Annotated in this window: 21 protein-coding genes; 15 read left to right on the top strand and 6 right to left on the bottom strand. The window is 39.0% G+C overall.

The window, feature by feature from the left end; all coding sequences use genetic code 11:
- Nucleotides 1–38: 38 nt before the first annotated feature.
- The 3 genes from QL995_RS04215 to QL995_RS04225 form a co-directional block, all read right to left on the bottom strand.
- Nucleotides 39–782 carry an LrgB family protein gene (locus QL995_RS04215; RefSeq protein ID WP_197188927.1) on the bottom strand — a complete coding sequence of 248 codons (744 nt, stop codon included), beginning with the start codon at nt 780–782 and terminating at the stop codon, nt 39–41.
- Nucleotides 775–1,128, bottom strand: a complete 354-nt coding sequence (locus QL995_RS04220; RefSeq protein ID WP_197188926.1) for a CidA/LrgA family protein — start codon at nt 1,126–1,128, stop codon at nt 775–777. Before QL995_RS04220 ends, QL995_RS04215 begins: the two co-directional genes overlap by 8 nt.
- Nucleotides 1,129–1,199: 71 nt before the next feature.
- A complete protein-coding gene (locus QL995_RS04225) occupies nt 1,200–1,991 on the bottom strand; it encodes a crotonase/enoyl-CoA hydratase family protein (RefSeq protein ID WP_024590003.1) in 792 nt (263 codons plus the stop codon).
- A 367-nt stretch (nt 1,992–2,358) separates the two neighbouring features.
- Between QL995_RS04225 and QL995_RS04230 the strand changes: the two genes are divergently transcribed.
- Genes QL995_RS04230 through QL995_RS04240 form a run of 3 tightly spaced genes read left to right on the top strand, consistent with a single transcriptional unit; the run spans nt 2,359 to nt 4,042 of the window.
- Nucleotides 2,359–2,679 (top strand): HI1450 family dsDNA-mimic protein, encoded by a 321-nt coding sequence (locus tag QL995_RS04230; protein ID WP_007581697.1) that lies wholly within the window; start codon nt 2,359–2,361, stop codon nt 2,677–2,679.
- 42 nt (nt 2,680–2,721) lie between these two features.
- On the top strand, nt 2,722–3,534 hold the full coding sequence (locus QL995_RS04235) for a DUF481 domain-containing protein (RefSeq protein WP_290293118.1): 813 nt from the start codon (nt 2,722–2,724) through the stop codon (nt 3,532–3,534).
- Nucleotides 3,535–3,559: 25 nt separating this feature from the next.
- A complete protein-coding gene (locus QL995_RS04240) occupies nt 3,560–4,042 on the top strand; it encodes a hypothetical protein (protein ID WP_008168001.1) in 483 nt (160 codons plus the stop codon).
- A gap of 41 nt (nt 4,043–4,083) precedes the next feature.
- Here the strand turns inward: QL995_RS04240 and QL995_RS04245 are convergent, their stop codons facing one another.
- Together QL995_RS04245 and QL995_RS04250 are read right to left on the bottom strand one after the other, a co-directional pair.
- Nucleotides 4,084–4,569 carry a peptidylprolyl isomerase gene (locus QL995_RS04245; RefSeq protein ID WP_007581704.1) on the bottom strand — a complete coding sequence of 162 codons (486 nt, stop codon included), beginning with the start codon at nt 4,567–4,569 and terminating at the stop codon, nt 4,084–4,086.
- Nucleotides 4,570–4,581: 12 nt separating this feature from the next.
- Nucleotides 4,582–5,493 carry a folate-binding protein YgfZ gene (locus QL995_RS04250; RefSeq protein ID WP_010553210.1) on the bottom strand — a complete coding sequence of 304 codons (912 nt, stop codon included), beginning with the start codon at nt 5,491–5,493 and terminating at the stop codon, nt 4,582–4,584.
- A 164-nt stretch (nt 5,494–5,657) separates the two neighbouring features.
- Here QL995_RS04250 and QL995_RS04255 point away from each other — a divergent pair, with 164 nt between their 5' ends.
- Nucleotides 5,658–5,909, top strand: a complete 252-nt coding sequence (locus QL995_RS04255; protein ID WP_007581709.1) for a succinate dehydrogenase assembly factor 2 — start codon at nt 5,658–5,660, stop codon at nt 5,907–5,909.
- Between the two features lie 55 nt (nt 5,910–5,964).
- Nucleotides 5,965–6,321, top strand: coding sequence for a hypothetical protein (locus QL995_RS04260; protein ID WP_007581712.1), 357 nt, complete (start codon nt 5,965–5,967; stop codon nt 6,319–6,321).
- On the opposite strand, the gene nadB is transcribed toward QL995_RS04260, so the two are convergent.
- A complete protein-coding gene (gene nadB, locus QL995_RS04265) occupies nt 6,296–7,906 on the bottom strand; it encodes an L-aspartate oxidase (RefSeq protein WP_007581714.1) in 1,611 nt (536 codons plus the stop codon). The genes QL995_RS04260 and nadB overlap by 26 nt on opposite strands.
- A 246-nt stretch (nt 7,907–8,152) precedes the next feature.
- Here nadB and rpoE point away from each other — a divergent pair, with 246 nt between their 5' ends.
- The 10 genes from rpoE (at nt 8,153) to pdxJ (ending at nt 16,861) form a co-directional block, all read left to right on the top strand.
- Nucleotides 8,153–8,734 (top strand): RNA polymerase sigma factor RpoE, encoded by a 582-nt coding sequence (gene rpoE, locus QL995_RS04270; protein ID WP_002958721.1) that lies wholly within the window; start codon nt 8,153–8,155, stop codon nt 8,732–8,734.
- Nucleotide 8,735: 1 nt separating this feature from the next.
- Nucleotides 8,736–9,353 carry an RseA family anti-sigma factor gene (locus tag QL995_RS04275; RefSeq protein WP_290293125.1) on the top strand — a complete coding sequence of 206 codons (618 nt, stop codon included), beginning with the start codon at nt 8,736–8,738 and terminating at the stop codon, nt 9,351–9,353.
- 4 nt (nt 9,354–9,357) lie between these two features.
- Complete coding sequence (locus QL995_RS04280) at nt 9,358–10,308, top strand: MucB/RseB C-terminal domain-containing protein (RefSeq protein WP_007581719.1); 951 nt, start codon at nt 9,358–9,360, stop codon at nt 10,306–10,308.
- Nucleotides 10,309–10,327: 19 nt separating this feature from the next.
- Nucleotides 10,328–10,777, top strand: a complete 450-nt coding sequence (locus QL995_RS04285; RefSeq protein ID WP_290293129.1) for a SoxR reducing system RseC family protein — start codon at nt 10,328–10,330, stop codon at nt 10,775–10,777.
- Between the two features lie 275 nt (nt 10,778–11,052).
- On the top strand, nt 11,053–12,840 hold the full coding sequence (gene lepA / locus QL995_RS04290; RefSeq protein WP_290293131.1) for a translation elongation factor 4: 1,788 nt from the start codon (nt 11,053–11,055) through the stop codon (nt 12,838–12,840).
- A 16-nt stretch (nt 12,841–12,856) separates the two neighbouring features.
- Entirely contained in the window at nt 12,857–13,792 is a 936-nt protein-coding gene (gene lepB / locus QL995_RS04295; protein ID WP_024589998.1) for a signal peptidase I, read from the top strand.
- A gap of 2 nt (nt 13,793–13,794) precedes the next feature.
- Nucleotides 13,795–14,472 carry a ribonuclease III gene (rnc, locus tag QL995_RS04300; RefSeq protein WP_007581728.1) on the top strand — a complete coding sequence of 226 codons (678 nt, stop codon included), beginning with the start codon at nt 13,795–13,797 and terminating at the stop codon, nt 14,470–14,472.
- A complete protein-coding gene (gene era, locus QL995_RS04305) occupies nt 14,462–15,394 on the top strand; it encodes a GTPase Era (RefSeq protein ID WP_007581730.1) in 933 nt (310 codons plus the stop codon). Before rnc ends, era begins: the two co-directional genes overlap by 11 nt.
- 20 nt (nt 15,395–15,414) lie before the next feature.
- Complete coding sequence (gene recO / locus QL995_RS04310; RefSeq protein ID WP_197151980.1) at nt 15,415–16,107, top strand: DNA repair protein RecO; 693 nt, start codon at nt 15,415–15,417, stop codon at nt 16,105–16,107.
- 22 nt (nt 16,108–16,129) lie between these two features.
- Entirely contained in the window at nt 16,130–16,861 is a 732-nt protein-coding gene (pdxJ, locus tag QL995_RS04315; protein ID WP_290293138.1) for a pyridoxine 5'-phosphate synthase, read from the top strand.
- Nucleotides 16,862–16,882 lie beyond the last annotated feature (21 nt).

Here is a 16,882-nt window from a genome sequence, read left to right on the forward strand (position 1 = left end):
AAAGCGCTCTATGTTAGGGCTATGTTATATTTTTCCAACTATAGCAAAATGTTGACTAAAAATGGATATAACAGCGGCACTATAATTGCTGTTAATAAAGCACTTAGCGCCATTGCAACTGAGGAGTAAGCGCCTACTTTTGGATGCTCAGCAATAGCAGCAGCAGTCCCAATTGCATGACAAGCTGTGCCCATTGCAACACCTTGAGATTCGTGATTAAAAATATTAATGAGTTTAAAAAGCATAAAGCCAAATAAAGCACCTAGTAAACCAATAAAAATAACTAAAGCCGCAGCAAGAGAGCTAATCCCCCCTAATGAGTCAGTAACAATTAAAGATATTGGGGTTGTGACACTGAGTGCAGCAACAGATGCACTTAGCTGCGCAGGCGCATTAAATAATATGCTTAGCAAAAATGCCACAACGGTTGCGTTAACAATACCTAAGCTACATGTTGCGACTATGAGTAATAGATTTTTTCGTACGTGTGTAAACTGCTGATATAAAGGAAGTGCTAAAGCTACAATCGCGGGCTCTAATAACCAGCTTAGTAATTTGCTGTGCGAGGCAAATTGCGCATAAGGCAGATTTAGGTCAATTAGTAATAAAGCGATAATACTAATACTTAAAAATACGGGGTTAGTGAGCGATTTAAATACGCTGTTTTTTATACTTTGGTTTACGGCCCTTAGTGCTAAAAACAATACAATAATAAAAGGAATACTTAGCCACCATAAATTAGGCTGTAGCTCTGAAATAGCGGAAAAAGTAAAATCAGTCATTATTTTCTCTTCCCTTAAAGTACGCAATTACACTGCTAACAAGCAACAAGGTAGTTATAGGGACTAGCACCACAACTGAGGCTAAAAATGCCCAGTGCGACCTTATAAGGCCGAGATGTTCAATAAATCCCACACCCGCAGGAATGAAAAAGATAGGCATAATATTTAAAATAGGGGAGGCGCATGGTTTTACATGTTGCTCTTTTACAATACCCGACAAGAGTAAAACTAATAAAATAACCATAGCGAGTAACGGTGCAGGAAAGCTTCCACCAATAAAGTGCATAATGAGTTTAGCGCAGGCTAAACATAGTAAAATAATAGCGCTACTGAGCAGATATTTCATCAAAGTGGCCCACAGAAAAGATAAGAGCTTAACTTTAACAAATCAAACTCTTTTATGCATTGTGCAATAGTCTACCAGTGCTTTGTATTTGCGTAGGTTATATTCGCTTTTCCTTTTGCTTTAGCAATTGCTTTTTTAGTGTTTGGGTTTAGCAATAAGCGAATTTGGCTGAAGGTTTCTTTAGCGAGTATTTTTCGTTGGTTTGGTTTATAGCTAAGTTGTGTAATGCGTTTAATTGCAGCGAGCGTATCTGGTGAACGCTCAAGTAATGTATTGAGCATGTTTTGCGTTGCTTGCTGAGTATCATCGGTAAGTTTAGTAACCAAACCTAGCTCATTTGCTTGTTGTGCAGTGATTGGGTTTGCGTGGCTTGCAAGCCAAAGTGCTTGGTCGCGCTTAACTAAACCGCTCATCATTACATTTGCGCCCATATCGGGGCACAATCCCCAACGCGCTTCCATAATGGCAAGTTTGGCATCAATATGAACAACTCTGTAATCTGCCCCCAAAGCTATTTGCAAACCCCCCCCTAAACAGTTGCCATCAATTTGTGCAATAACGGGCACACTCAGTGACTGCCAGCCTAATACTACTTTTTGCGCTAAATTTTGATTGCCAGGTAACCATTTAAGCAATAATTTCACTATGTTCATTGGTGTAGCCATTACTGCAGATATATCAAGGCCTGCACAAAAATGCTCGCCATCGCCTTTTATTACCACAGCACGAATACTGCGATCTCTTTTTATATTTTTAATGACTTTGTTTAGCTCTACAAACATTTCAAAACTTAATGCATTTTGTTTTTTTGCTCTGCTAAGCGTGACGGTTGCAATGCCATTTTGTTTTTCTAGTTTTATCATTACACACTCCTCTGACCTGTTGCTTGAGCTTATGTTGTTATAGGAATTAAGTAAAGTGACGGTATTTTTTAAATAAATGGAATTTATTGCTAAAGCCGTAGTCTTAAAGGATTGGTTTTAGATGAGAAAAGGCTAAACAATTCGGACCTAAGATAATAAAAATATTTTACGTTGTTATTTTAACTTAAATAATAAAAGTAATCTTTATATTCAATAGGTTAGGTGAGTTGTTATTTGTCGTTTTAGTTGTATGCTGAATAAAGCATGACTCGGTTACAAAAAAGTCAGTGTTTTACGCTTTTTTTTATCAAAATGATGATGAGATTTGATAATATAGCGCAACTTAAAAGCTTAAGGTTAAGCACATATGTCGGGTCCACGTTTATATACGGTAGAAGAAGCTACTCACCAAGCTTATGATATTTTTTTAGAGTTAGCGCCAAATAACTTGAGTGAAAAAGATGTTGAAGACTTTAATGAGTTTAGAGAAGACCTAGGCTTTATTGAAGAAGACGAGCCAGATGACCAGTGGCAAGACTTTGTAGCCCTTGAAATAGAGCCAGAGCACTTTATTCAGGTGTTGGTTGGTTTAGAATTTGAAAATGATGATGTTTTGTTTGCTAAAATTTTGATTAGTCGTGATAAAGATGCTCCGTTTTGTCATATTTTATGGAAAGAAACTGAATAAGCAATACTGCTTATTTTTATAATTGTGTGCAGAGAGAGTATTGTGCGTAAGTATTTATTTTTAATTTTTTTAATAATTAGCTGCCCAAGTTGGGCCGTTGATCCATTTGAAGATTTTCATGAATATGGCAAGCTCTCTGATGAAGAAATTCATGAGTTACACAAAGGTGACATGTTCTATGGTGATACTGAATTTGGCTTTATTCTAAGTAAAGGTAACACCAATTCGACCAGTTTTAAGCTCAAAGGTAATTTATACCAAGACTTTGAAAAGTGGCGTAACCAATTTAAAATAGACTCTCTTTATAAGCGTGATGAGAACGATGAAAGCGGTGGCACTGATGTTACAGCTAATCGTGTTTTTGTATCAGCGCAAGGTAACTATAAAGTCGGTGTTAAAAACTCCTCATTTTTTATTTACGGTGATTACGAAGAAGATGAGTTTAGTGGACTTGATTTTAAAAGTACGGTGGCAACAGGCTATGGTGCGCGTGTATACCAAGGCTCTAAAAACAAAGTAGATATTGATATAGGACCTGGTTTATACCGTTCAGTAGCCGATGAAAATTCGGATGTGAGCGAAGATGAAATTAATAAAACTGGTTATTTAGTACGTGTTGCAATGCAGTGGGAACGTTTGGTTTCTAAGCGTACTCGTTTTAATCAAGATGTGAGTATAGAGCAGTCGCTCTCAGGTCTTAATTCTCGCTTAAAATCGGAAACCGCACTAATAAGCCAAGTGATTGGTGCGGTATCACTCAAATTTACCTACATGTATCGTTATAATTCAAAACCCGAAGATGATAAACTCAAGTTCGACTCAGAGCTAAGTGCTACATTGGTGTACAGCTTTTAAGTATTTATTTAATTTAGAGAATATTATGTATCAGCATAAACAGTATGCGGTGTTTATCTTTTTTGTATTAGCGTGGATAGGCGGTTTTGTAGCGCTTGCATGGAACTTATTAGGCGCTGATGGACCTTTAATGATATTTGCTGGGATTTTAGTGCTGGTGGGCTTTTTGTTCCATGGTCTAACAGTAAAAGTAGATGATAAAAAAATTAGCTGGGCGTTTGGCCCAGGCGTTGCAGGGCAAAGCATTGAGCTTGGCGAAGTAGTAGAAGCTAAGGCAGTTCAAAACTCTTACAGACACGGTATTGGTATGCGAATTACTCACGATGGTTGGGTGTATACAGTATCTGGCTTTAGTGCAATACAGCTAACGCTTAAAGATGGCACTTTGTATCGAGTTGGCACAAACGATCAAAAAGGTTTACTAGCCGCTCTAAAAGAAAAGAATGTATCAATCGCGCTGCCTAGTAAGGCAAAAACTGAAACGGTTAAGCGCAACAATATGATATAAAAAAAGCGCCCTAGGCGCTTTTTTCTTGGTTTAACAGTGTATTAGTGGTCGTGACCACACCCACCTTCACCATGTACATGACCATGAGTGAGTTCTTCTTCGGTTGCATCACGTACTTCTAGTATCTCTACATCAAAGTTAAGTGTTATGCCTGCAAGTGGGTTATTACCATCTACAATAACTTCTTCATCTTGGATATCGATGATCATTACTGATTGGTCACCATCATCTGTTGATGCACGAAATTGCATGCCGACTTCAATTTCCATACCTTCAAACATCGACTTAGGTACAGCTTGCATTAGGTTATCGTGGCGTTCGCCATAACCTTCATCAGGTTCAACTTTTACGCTAAGTGTGTCGCCTGGTTGTTTGCCTTGCAAAGCATTTTCTAGGCCTGAAATTAAGTAGCCTGTGCCAATGATAAAGTGTAGTGGCTCACCACCGAACGAGTTATCAATGCTATTGCCATCATTATCCATTACCGAATAATGCATTTTTACCACTTTGTTTGCCGCAACGATCATAGTCATTCCTATTTATTCATCTTCAAGAGAGTAGGGTAGAGGCAGAATGCTTAGCTCCACCTGAGGTGTGTGTTTTGCACGAAGTACCTGAGTTACATCAGTATCGTTTGGCAACACAACGAGGCCTGTTAATTTATTTGTTTGTTCATTAAAGCTTTGTGCAATAAGTTTACCCGCACGGCGCCAATTTTCGCCTAATTGGGTTTCTAAATCGGGCTCTGAAAGTATCCCTTCGCTTTGACCTGAGACTATATACATTGCACGCTTATTTTTACCTAGGTACTTCATGCGAGCCACAGTTTCTTGACCGGTATAACACCCTTTTTTAAAGCTTATACCGTCAATAGCATGTAGGTTTACCATTTGAGGAACATACTCGCCAATTGCATCTGCACTTAACTGAGGTTCACCTGCAAGCATAGATGCTTGTTGCCAAGGAGCTTCGTTATCAAGTGTAGATACGTCATCAGGCATACTAAACTGGCTATCGACCATCAATAAAACACGGTTATCAGCTAATTTTAGTGCTTTACCGCTTTCAAAGTCACACGCGCTCGCATCACCTTCAAAGTTAATATCAAGTTGTGCGAGTACATCCGATAAATCATCACCAATGAGACCAATTAATCGCTTTGAACATGCACTAATGTCAACTTTTGCAAATACGGCATACTTTTTTAGCTCAGCTAACGATTTTTCTACTTCGTTTTCGCTGCCTGTAAGGTAGTAGCTGTCTTGATAAGAAAATAATTTAAATACGCCCCAAAGTTTACCTTTAGCGCTGCAATGGCCAGCCCACAAATAATTACTGCTGGTTAATTTATTTAGATCTTGAGTGATTTGCCCGTGTAAATAAGATAATTTATCAGCACCGCAGAGGCTAATAAGTTGATGAGATAACGGACATGCATAAACGCTCGACATAAAAACCTTCTTTGCAATATAAATGAAGTGACATAATAACGCAGTTGTTACGTATGGTACAGACAAGCGCTTATTGGTGCGGGTTTATTCTTTAATGAGAGATTAATAGCTGCTAAATAGGCTTGTGTTTGTTAAACTCGAGTCAATTAAGTATGAGGTTTAAAATGGTTGAAATTCATAGTAAAGCACGTATTCGTTGGGCTTGCCGTCGTGGCATGTTAGAGCTTGATGTTTTGTTTATGCCGTTTGTTGAAGAAGCATACGACTCTTTAAGCGCAGAGCAACAGGCTATTTTTCAGCGTTTGCTAACAGAAGAAGACCCTGACTTATTTGCATGGTTTATGGGTCATCAAGAATGTAAAGATGAGCAGTTAAACGGTATGGTTTCGCTGATCTTAGACCGAGTTCGTGTATAGGTTTACAGTTACTAATAATAACGCTGACCACAAACCTATTGTGGTCTTTTTTTGCATGCTCAGTTTAATATTATGTTTATTTTTAGATTCGCTACTAGCTATGCTTTTTTGTCTGATAATTAATATATTAGCTGGCTTTTTAGTGTGGCAAAAAGTGTTGGCAATTCATCCAAACCATGGCGTTATAATTCTAGAACCCAAGCTATTTAGGTTTGAGGGCGAGGGTTTAAAAATTCAGGGTGAAATTAGTAAAAAAAGCCGTTTTTATGGCAATAATATATGGCTACATATTAAAGGTTTTAGTAACAACCATTGGCTTATAATTTCAGCCAATGGTGTTAATGAACAAAGCTATGCGCGTCTAAAACGTGCTACTTTAAGCGCGATTAATTGCGTTTTGGAGTCAAAATAGTCGGTGTTGGATTTTCATTTTGTTCAGGGTAATCAATAGTATAATGCAGGCCTCTGCTTTCTTTTCGTTCCATTGCACTTCTAATAATGAGTTCTGACACCTGTACTAAGTTACGAAGCTCAAGCAAGTTATTACTTACTCTAAAGTTTGCATAATAATCGTGTATTTCTTGCTGCAGCAACTCAACCCTATGCAGTGCACGTTCTAAGCGTTTAGTAGAGCGTACAATACCTACATAATCCCACATAAATAAACGTAGTTCATGCCAATTATGGGTAATAACAATTTCTTCATCAGAGTTACTAACACGGCTTTCATCCCAATGAGGTAGAGCCATTGGCTCTGGTGCATGTTCAATTTTACTTAAAATATCTTTAGCTGCAGCGTGGGCAAATACAATACATTCCAATAATGAATTACTTGCCATACGGTTTGCACCATGTAGGCCTGTGTAAGCGACTTCGCCAACAGCATACAAGTTATCGAGATCTGTTTTACCGTTAAAGTCGGTCATTACGCCACCACAAGTGTAATGCGCAGCAGGTACAACTGGGATTGCTTCTTTTGTTATATCAAGCCCTACACTTAGGCATTTTGCGTAAATAGTAGGAAAGTGCTCAATAATAAAGTCTTTATCTTTGTGGCTAATATCTAAATAAACACAATTAGCACCTAAACGCTTCATTTCAAAATCGATTGCGCGTGCCACTATATCGCGTGGAGCAAGTTCTTCACGGCTGTCAAAGTCTTTCATAAAACGAGTTCCATCAGGTCGTTTTAAATAAGCCCCTTCACCGCGCATAGCTTCTGTAATTAAAAAGTTTTGTAGCTCTGGATGATAAAGGCTCGTTGGATGAAATTGATTAAATTCCATATTGGCAACTTTACAGCCTGCGCGCCATGCCATTGCAATGCCATCACCACTTGATACATCTGGATTAGATGTATACAAATACACTTTGCTTGCGCCACCAGTGGCAAGAGCAACAAATTTAGCTGAAATGGTTTCTACCTTTTTAGCTTTTTTGTTCCACACATACATACCTTCAATGTGTGAGCCTGTTTTTCCGGCGCTTTTATCTGTAATTAAATCAATAGCATTGTATTGCTCTAAGAGAGTTATATTCTTATGAATTTTAACTTGGCTAATAAGCGTGGTTTGCACAGCTTTGCCAGTAGCATCGGCTGCATGCAAAATACGACGATGGCTGTGACCGCCTTCACGTGTTAAATGAAAACGCTCTTTTCCTTTGCTATCAAACTCCATATCAAAGGGAACACCTTGGTCGATTAACCACTGTAGGCAATCGTGAGCATTGCTGGCAGTATAATGAACAGCGTCTCTATCGCATAAACCGCCGCCCGCATCGAGTGTATCTTCAACATGAGATTCTATGCTGTCGTTTTGTTTATCAAATACAGCTGCTATACCACCTTGAGCATATAAAGTAGAACCTTCTGTAAGCGCTCCTTTACTGATCACGGTAACGTTACAATAATTAGCTAGAGATAATGCAAGTGATAAGCCTGCTGCGCCGCTACCTATAATAGCGACATCTGCAATGTGATGTTTATTTTGGTTCATGTCAGAGGTACTTTGCGGTTACAATGCTCATATAGAGCAATATTTGTTTTTAATATCTGTAGTTGTACCATATTTGTCATACTACTACGTAGTGATTTTAAAGGCTTAGCGCCGTTATTTATCATCTATTTTATAAAAAAATAATATTAAGCAGAACTTTTTATTCATAAAGAGGTCAGAGTATTTGTGAACAATGACGACAATATGAATAACAAGCAAAAATCAGACATAGGAGTACCGGCTCGAATGAGCGAGCAGGAATTAGATTTAGTGCTAGTAAAAAGGGTCCAGCAAGGAGATAAAAACGCCTTCAACCTATTAGTAAAGAAGTATCAAAACAAAATTGCAGGTTTGATCTCACGTTATGTATCAAACCAAGGCGATATTGCTGATGTAGCACAAGAGGCTTTTATTAAAGCTTACCGTGCACTTCCAAACTTTAGAGGTGACAGCGCCTTTTACACGTGGTTATACCGTATTGCCGTTAATTGTGCTAAAAATTACTTAGTAGCCCAGGGGCGTAAGCCGCCAGCAAATGATATAGACGCTGAAGATGCCGAGTTTTATGATTGTGCAGATTCAATGCGATCTAATGCATCTCCTGAAAACCTACTTTTAAGCGAAGAAGTACGCGCTGTTATTTTTAATACGATTGATAGTTTGCCTGAAGATCTTAAAACCGCAATCACCCTTAGAGAAATCGAAGGGATGAGCTATGAAGAAATAGCAGTGGTAATGGATTGCCCGGTCGGGACTGTGCGTTCGCGTATATTTCGTGCCCGTGAAGCAATAGATAACAAATTAAACCCATTAATAGGCGAGTCTTAGTATGACAAAAGCACACCTTAACAAGTTAGATAACGAAGCGTTATCGGCATTACTTGATGGCGAGCAACATCTGACTGATGCAAAAATTGCAGAGCAAGATGTAACTACGTTTGGCCGTTATGCGTTAATTGGTGATGCGATGCGTGCTCAAAAAAATAATAACGACATACATATTGATATTAGCGATCGCGTTGCATTAGCACTTGAAAGCGAGCCTGTTTATGCTAACTTTAGTCAGTCAAAAACACAGCCTCAAGCAATCACTGAGACGGTACAAGATAATAAAGTAGTGGCTTTTAATTGGCGCAAGCCAGTTGCTCAACTAGCAATTGCAGCCAGTGTGGCAATGTTTGCTATTGTGGGAGTTAATACGCTTCCTCAAAGTAACAACGAGCAACAAAGCGAAATTCCATTACTACAAACCACACCGCTGACAGGTATGGCGTCGCCAGTAAGTTACTCATCTGAGCCTGCGCTTGAAAATGCAGAGCAAGGTTTACGTGAATTACAGCAACAACGTATTGGCGCATTAGTTCTTGAGCATCAACGCCAAGCACGAGTTGCGAATTCTTTAGAAACAGCGCAAACTAATACCAAAGCGTCTGAGGAAAAAAACTAATTAAATGAAAGTAATCACTTTTGTTCTGTCGTTGGTAGTAAGCTTTAATGCATTTGCCAACGACACAAATCCTGCCAAAGATTTATTACTAAAAATGGCTAATGCCGTTCACACCCGTAATTTTGACGCTTCGTTTGTGGTTGTCAAAGGTAAAACAATGGAGCCCTACCGATGGGTGCATGCTTTACAAGGTGACACAGAACTTGAGCATTTAAGTTTACTTAACGGTGCTGGGCTTGAAATGGTCCGTATTGACAACCAAGTTACTTATTTTGAACCTCAGTCTGAACCATACTCCCTAAAAACAGATTCAATAGCGGGTCCAATCCCTGAAGTGCTTTTTAAAGATATAGATCGCTTAAGCGCGCACTATGATTTTGTATTAGGCGGGAAAGGTCGTATTGCAGGGCGTGCTGCACAACTAGTTCGCATAGAATCTAAAGACGAGTATAAATATAATTATTGGATTTGGCTGGATATGGAATCGTCGTTGTTACTAAAAGCCGCGTACGTTAACCATGAAGGTGAGGCCTTAGAGCAGTTACAGCTTACTCACATTAGTGTGACAGAGCAGCCAGCAGGTATGTTACTTGAAGTGCTCAATCGAAACTTTCCAACGCCTTTACCAAACGATGCACTTATAAACGAAGACAGTACAGCGACTAACTGGCAAATTAGTTGGTTACCGGATGGCTTTGAATTACTAAAATCAGACAGACATAAGCTCGATTTAAATAACGAATTAACAGACTATTACTTGTTCTCTGATGGTTTTGTTGAAATTTCGGTATTTATTCAGCGTCCATTACCAGGTAAGCGTTTAAGTGGTGCACTAACCTCTGGTGCAACGACAGTATATGTGCATAATGGCGGTAATTTTGATGTATCGGTTGTTGGTAATGTACCGAGTATGACCGCAAAAGCGATTGCTGAGTCAGTTACCCGCGCATTATAAACGATTCGTAAGGATTGTTATGATTGAACAAACCCTCACTGTTGTGGCCCTCGATGGCCACATTGCTCATTTAGAAGCACAACAAAAACAAGCTTGTGAAGGCTGCAATGGTCGTTGCGGCTCACAAGTGTTTGGTAAGCTGTTTGGCACTGCAAAAAAAACCTTCCCTTATAAATTTGAATCCTCTGTTGAAGTAGGACAAAAGGTAACCTTGTCACTTGATGATAGTCACGTCGTTAAGCATGCATTTGCGGTATACATGCTACCACTGCTTTTAAGTCTGGTTTTTGCACTGATTGCAGCGCAATTATTTATGGCTTGTGAAGGTTGGCAAATTTTAGCTGCAGCTTTAGGTGGTGTTGCTGGTTTCTTTATAGCTAAAACTCGCGTGAAATCGCTAAAGCACGATATAAAAGTTATAAAAATTCACCCAATTAGTATCCCTTTAACTCAAATAGATGGTGATTGACGCCAATTAAATGTAAAATTGCCGTTTTATACCAAAGTAACTTGGAAATACAGGGAATAGTGGTTTTTTAAATTATTTTATCTAGCTGAATTATGTAAGTTAAATAAATTTAACTTATTGTTATTCAATAAATAAAATGGTTTTAATCAATATTAAAAAGCATTCGTGATGTTTGTAATTTACAAACTGAGCTTATGGCATCCTACAGCAAGTATTTTCAAGTCACTTAGGTATTCATATTTAGTCCATTAAAATAGAAGTATAGAATCCAGTTTATGAAGCATATCCGTAATTTTTCGATCATCGCCCATATTGACCATGGTAAATCGACCCTTTCAGATCGTTTGATCCAAGTTTGTGGCGGTTTAACCGACCGTGAAATGCAAAAACAAGTTTTGGATTCAATGGATATTGAGCGCGAACGTGGTATTACCATTAAAGCGCAAAGTGTAACGTTGAATTACAAAGCGAACGATGGCGAAACTTATCAACTTAATTTCATTGATACTCCAGGACACGTTGATTTTACATATGAAGTATCGCGTTCTTTAGCTGCATGTGAAGGTGCACTACTCGTTGTCGATGCAGGCCAAGGCGTTGAAGCACAAACATTAGCTAACTGTTACACCGCTATTGAAATGGAATTAGAAGTAATTCCAGTACTTAATAAAATCGATTTACCGCAAGCGGATCCTTTGCGCGTTGCAGAAGAAATTGAAGAAATTATTGGTATTGATGCCCTTGATGCAGTGCAATGTAGCGCTAAAACGGGTGTAGGTATTGCCGAAGTTCTTGAAGTGATTGTTAGAGATGTTCCGCCGCCAGTAGGCGATACAGATGGACCTCTACAAGCACTTATTATCGATTCTTGGTTTGACCCATACCAAGGCGTTGTATCATTAGTGCGTATTAAGCACGGTGAATTACGCACTGGCGACAAAATAAAAATAATGTCGAATGAGCATATACATACAGCCGACCAAGTGGGTGTGTTTACACCTAAGCAAACTAACACCGGTATTTTAAGAACAGGTGAAGTAGGGTTTGTTATTGCTGGCATCAAAGAGATACATGGTGCACCAGTAGGCGATACTATAACTCATCAAAAAAATGCGGCTCCACTTCGTTTACCTGGTTTTCAAAAAATTAAGCCTCAGGTTTATGCAGGTATGTTCCCAATTGCATCTGATGAGTATGAATCATTCCGTGATGCGCTTAATAAATTAAGCTTAAACGATGCGTCGTTATTCTTTGAACCAGAGAATTCAACTGCATTAGGTTTTGGTTTCCGCTGTGGCTTTTTAGGTATGCTACACATGGAAATCATTCAAGAGCGTTTAGAGCGTGAATACGATATTGATTTAATTACAACGGCACCTACGGTAATCTATGAGATAGTTACTAAAGAAGGTACATTCCAGATTGATAACCCGTCTGATTTACCTGCAGTAAACGATATTTTAGAAATTCGTGAGCCGATTGTTGAAGCTAATATTTTGGTACCACAAGAATACTTAGGTAATGTTATTACTTTGTGTATTGAAAAACGCGGTAGCCAAACAAAAATGACCTATCACGGAAAGCAAGTAGCTGTTACGTATGAGCTACCTATGGCTGAAGTGGTAATGGACTTTTTTGATAAATTAAAATCAACAAGCCGTGGTTTTGCATCGCTTGATTATAACTTTAAACACTTTCAAACATCAGATATGGTGCGTGTTGATATTTTAATCAATAGTGAGCGTGTTGACGCACTTGCGATAATTGTTCACAGAGATGGTGCGCAGTCTCGTGGTCGTCAATTAGCTGATGCATTAAAAGAGCTTATTCCTCGTCAAATGTTTGATATTGCGATTCAAGCAGCGATTGGACAACACGTTATTGCACGTACTACGGTAAAACAGTTACGTAAAAACGTAATTGCTAAGTGTTACGGTGGCGATGTGAGTCGTAAGAAAAAGCTACTTAAAAAGCAAAAAGATGGTAAAAAACGTATGAAGCAAGTAGGTAATGTTGAAGTGCCTCAAGAAGCGTTTTTAGCTATTTTAAAAGTTGGTAAATAAAAACAAAGGATTATAAATGGCTGGTTATTTTTCAGTTTTATTGGTGCTATTAACCTTAGGCTCAGGCTTAATATGGTTAATAGATCACTTAATGTATGCACCTAAAAGACAGGAGCGCTTAGCGATAGCGCAAACGTCTGCTGGAGCTCCGTTAGATGAAGAAACTGCGGCATTAATTGCACCAGAACCAGTACTAACAGAAACAGCAAAGTCGATTTTCCCGATGATTGCAGCAATTACTATTTTTAGATCATTTATTTTTGAACCGTTTCAAATTCCATCTGGTTCAATGATGCCTACACTGTTAGTGGGTGACTTTATTTTAGTACAAAAGTATTCATATGGAATAAAAGACCCAGTTTGGCGCACTCAGTTAGTTGATGTCGGTGAGCCTGAACGTGGTGATATTGTTGTTTTTAAATACCCTTTAGATGAAAGTGTTGACTATATTAAACGTACGATTGGTTTACCTGGCGATAAAATTGTTTATCGTGATAAACGTTTATATATTCAGCCAAACTGTAAAGAAGGCGAAACCCAACAGGGTGAGCTTTTATGTAATGAATTCAATAAAATTGATTTTAAACTAATTAATGATAACGAATTTAAACAAGGCCCAATGCCTCTAGCTCGTGTGAATGAAAATTTAACAACAGTTACGCATGATATATTAATCAACCCACAAGCGCCTGAAAGAAAAGGGCGTTACTATCAGCAACCGGGCACGCCTTCTGATGAATGGACTGTTCCTGCTGATCATTATTTTATGATGGGTGATAACCGCGACAACAGCCAAGATGGTCGCTTTTGGGGCTTTGTACCAAAAGAAAACTTGGTGGGTAAAGCTGTCTTTATATGGATGAGTTTTGAATTTGAGAATGGCCCTGATGATATTTTACCAGGATGGGTTCCAACTGGTGTTCGCTTTGAACGCCTAGGTAATATTCAGTAACGATGAAAAAAAATGTAACAGAATTATATAAAAAAATTGGCTATGAATTCGCTGATCAAGGTTTACTTGAACAAGCAATGACGCACCGCAGCCACAAAGGCCAACATAATGAGCGACTAGAATTTTTAGGCGACTCGATTTTAAGCTTTGTGATTGCCAATGCACTTTATGCCAAATTCCCTAAAGCGCGTGAAGGCGATTTAAGTCGCATGCGCTCAACACTTGTGCGTGGTCAAACACTTGCTGAGTTTGGTCTTGAATTTGGTCTAGGCGATTATTTACGCTTAGGGCCGGGCGAGCTTAAAAGTGGCGGCTTTCGTCGCGAGTCAACGCTTGCTGATGCAGTAGAAGCTATTATAGGCGCTGCATTTCTAGATTCAGGTATCGACAGTTGTGGCGATCTTATATTGGCGTGGTACCAATCACGTTTGGATGCTATTTCACCAGGGCTTAACCAGAAAGATCCTAAAACCCTGCTGCAAGAGTATTTACAAGCCCGTAAATTATCGTTACCGGGCTACACAGTGGTTGATACACAAGGCCAAGCACACAATCAAACATTCACGGTTGAATGTATTGTTGATGGAATGGATAGCATAATTTCTGTTGGTAGCTCGCGCCGTAAGGCCGAACAAAAAGCTGCTGAAAAAGCATTGAAGATACTTAAAAATGAACCTTGATACCTTAATACAGCCTCATGAACGTGATGTAGATACATTTTGTGGAATGGTGGCGATTGTCGGTCGACCAAACGTAGGTAAATCGACTTTGCTTAATGAAATCATTGAGCAAAAAGTGAGTATTACCTCACGTAAACCACAAACTACACGTCATCGTATTATGGGTATTCATACCGTAGATAAACACCAAGCGGTATACATAGATACACCGGGTCTACACGTTGAAGAAAAGCGTGCTATTAACCGTTTAATGAATCGAGCAGCGTCTAGTTCTATCGGCGATGTAGAGCTTATTATTTTTGTCGTTGAAGGCACTCATTGGAATGCAGATGACGATATGGTACTTAATAAAGTATCGCAAAGTGGTAAGCCTGTATTATTGGTTATTAATAAAATTGACCAAGTTAAAGACCGTGATCTTGTATTGCCTCATATGAAGTGGTTAAGTGACAAGTTTGATTTTGTTGGAATTATGCCAGTATCAGCAACGCAAGGTAAAAACGTTGATTTAATCAAAGCAGAAGTAACTAAACGCTTACCTCCTTGCGAATTTTACTTTCCTGAAGATTATGTAACTGACCGTTCGATGCGCTTTATGGCAGCTGAAGTTATCCGTGAAAAGCTAATGCGTTTTATGGGTGAAGAACTACCATATTCTGTGACTGTTGAAATTGAGCAGTTTAAATGGCAAGACAACGGTATTTGGCACATCAATGGGTTAATTCTTGTTGAGCGCGAAACACAAAAACGCATGGTTATTGGTAATAAAGGCGAAAAGCTAAAAACCATTGGCCGTGAAGCTCGTAAAGACATAGAAGAAATGCTTGATAACAAAGTCTTTTTAGAGCTTTGGGTTAAAGTTAAGTCGGGTTGGGCTGATGATGAACGTGCACTAAGAAGCTTAGGTTACAGTGAAGACTAAACCAAGCAGTAGCTTAGTGAATGGATAGCGACTTCTACACCGCGTATTTATTACATCGGCGTCCTTATAGTGACTCCCAAGTAATGTTAGATATGCTTGTAGAAGGCGTTGGCCAGTTACGAATGCTGGCTCGAATTAGTGGTCGCCAGGCCACTAAACATAAAGCACAACTTCAGCCGTTCCAGGCACTCCTTGTTAATTACAGTGGCAAGTACGATTTAAAATATATCAATAAGTTTGAACTGCATGGCAACTCGCACTTTTTAAAAGGTGATGAGCTTTATTGTGGTTTTTATTTGAATGAGCTAACTAATCGCATCGTTCCTGTTAATGAGCCAATTGAGCAAGTATTTGAGCTATATAAATCCCACCTAGGAAACCTAAACAGCGGAGCCAATTTACAAGAAGTGCTTCGCTCGTACGAATTTCAATTATTGGAATTACTCGGTTATGGCGTTGATTTTAGTTTTGATGCCAGTGGTGAACCAATAGATGAAAAGCAGACGTATAGTTATTTCCCCGAACTTGGTTTTTTAATACAAGAAGATACGCGTTCTGGATTTAGTGGCAAACAACTCAACGCCATAGCAAATCATGACTTTAGCCAAAGTGATGTGCTATATATGGCAAAGCAATTAAGTCGCTATTTATTAAAACCCTTATTAGGTAGTAAACCATTAAAAAGCCGTGAGCTATTTATGGCCTCTCAATAAACGTAATTTTACAGGTAAGAAAATGAAAGATATTCTTTTGGGTGTAAACGTAGATCATATTGGAACACTTCGTCAAGCGCGTGGAACAAGTTACCCAGATCCAGCCCATGCAGCCAGTGTAGCAGAGCATGCAGGCGCAGACGGTATTACGATTCACTTACGTGAAGACAGACGCCATATTCAAGATCGCGACGTTTATGTGATGGCTAAAACTATCCAAACTCGCATGAATCTTGAAACCGCTGTTACCGATGAAATGATACAAATAGCGCTTGAAGTAAAACCCGAGTACGTGTGTTTAGTACCTGAAAAGCGCGAAGAGTTAACCACCGAGGGCGGCTTAGATGTAGCGGGTAATATAGATAAAATTAAAGCCGCAACAAAAACGCTTACCGACGCGGGTATTAAAGTATCGCTATTTATTGATGCAGATAAAGCACAACTAGATGCAGCCAAAGAATGTGGTGCTCCTTATGTAGAAATACACACAGGCGCGTATGCTGATGCAACAAATGATACTGATTTACACAAAGAGTTAGAGCATATTCGTGAAGGTGTTAAATACGCAGCAAGCTTAGGTTTGATTGTTAACGCTGGCCATGGTCTTCATTACCATAACGTTAAACCCATTGCCGCGATGCCTGAGATTTATGAGCTAAATATTGGCCACGCTATTATTGCTCGTGCAGCGATAGATGGACTCGATAAAGCCGTACGCGATATGAAACGATTAATGATTGAAGCAAGAATGTAATACGAATCTACATAAGTATTT

The organism is Pseudoalteromonas sp. APC 3358 (genome assembly GCF_030408075.1).
GTDB lineage: Bacteria > Pseudomonadota > Gammaproteobacteria > Enterobacterales > Alteromonadaceae > Pseudoalteromonas > Pseudoalteromonas arctica.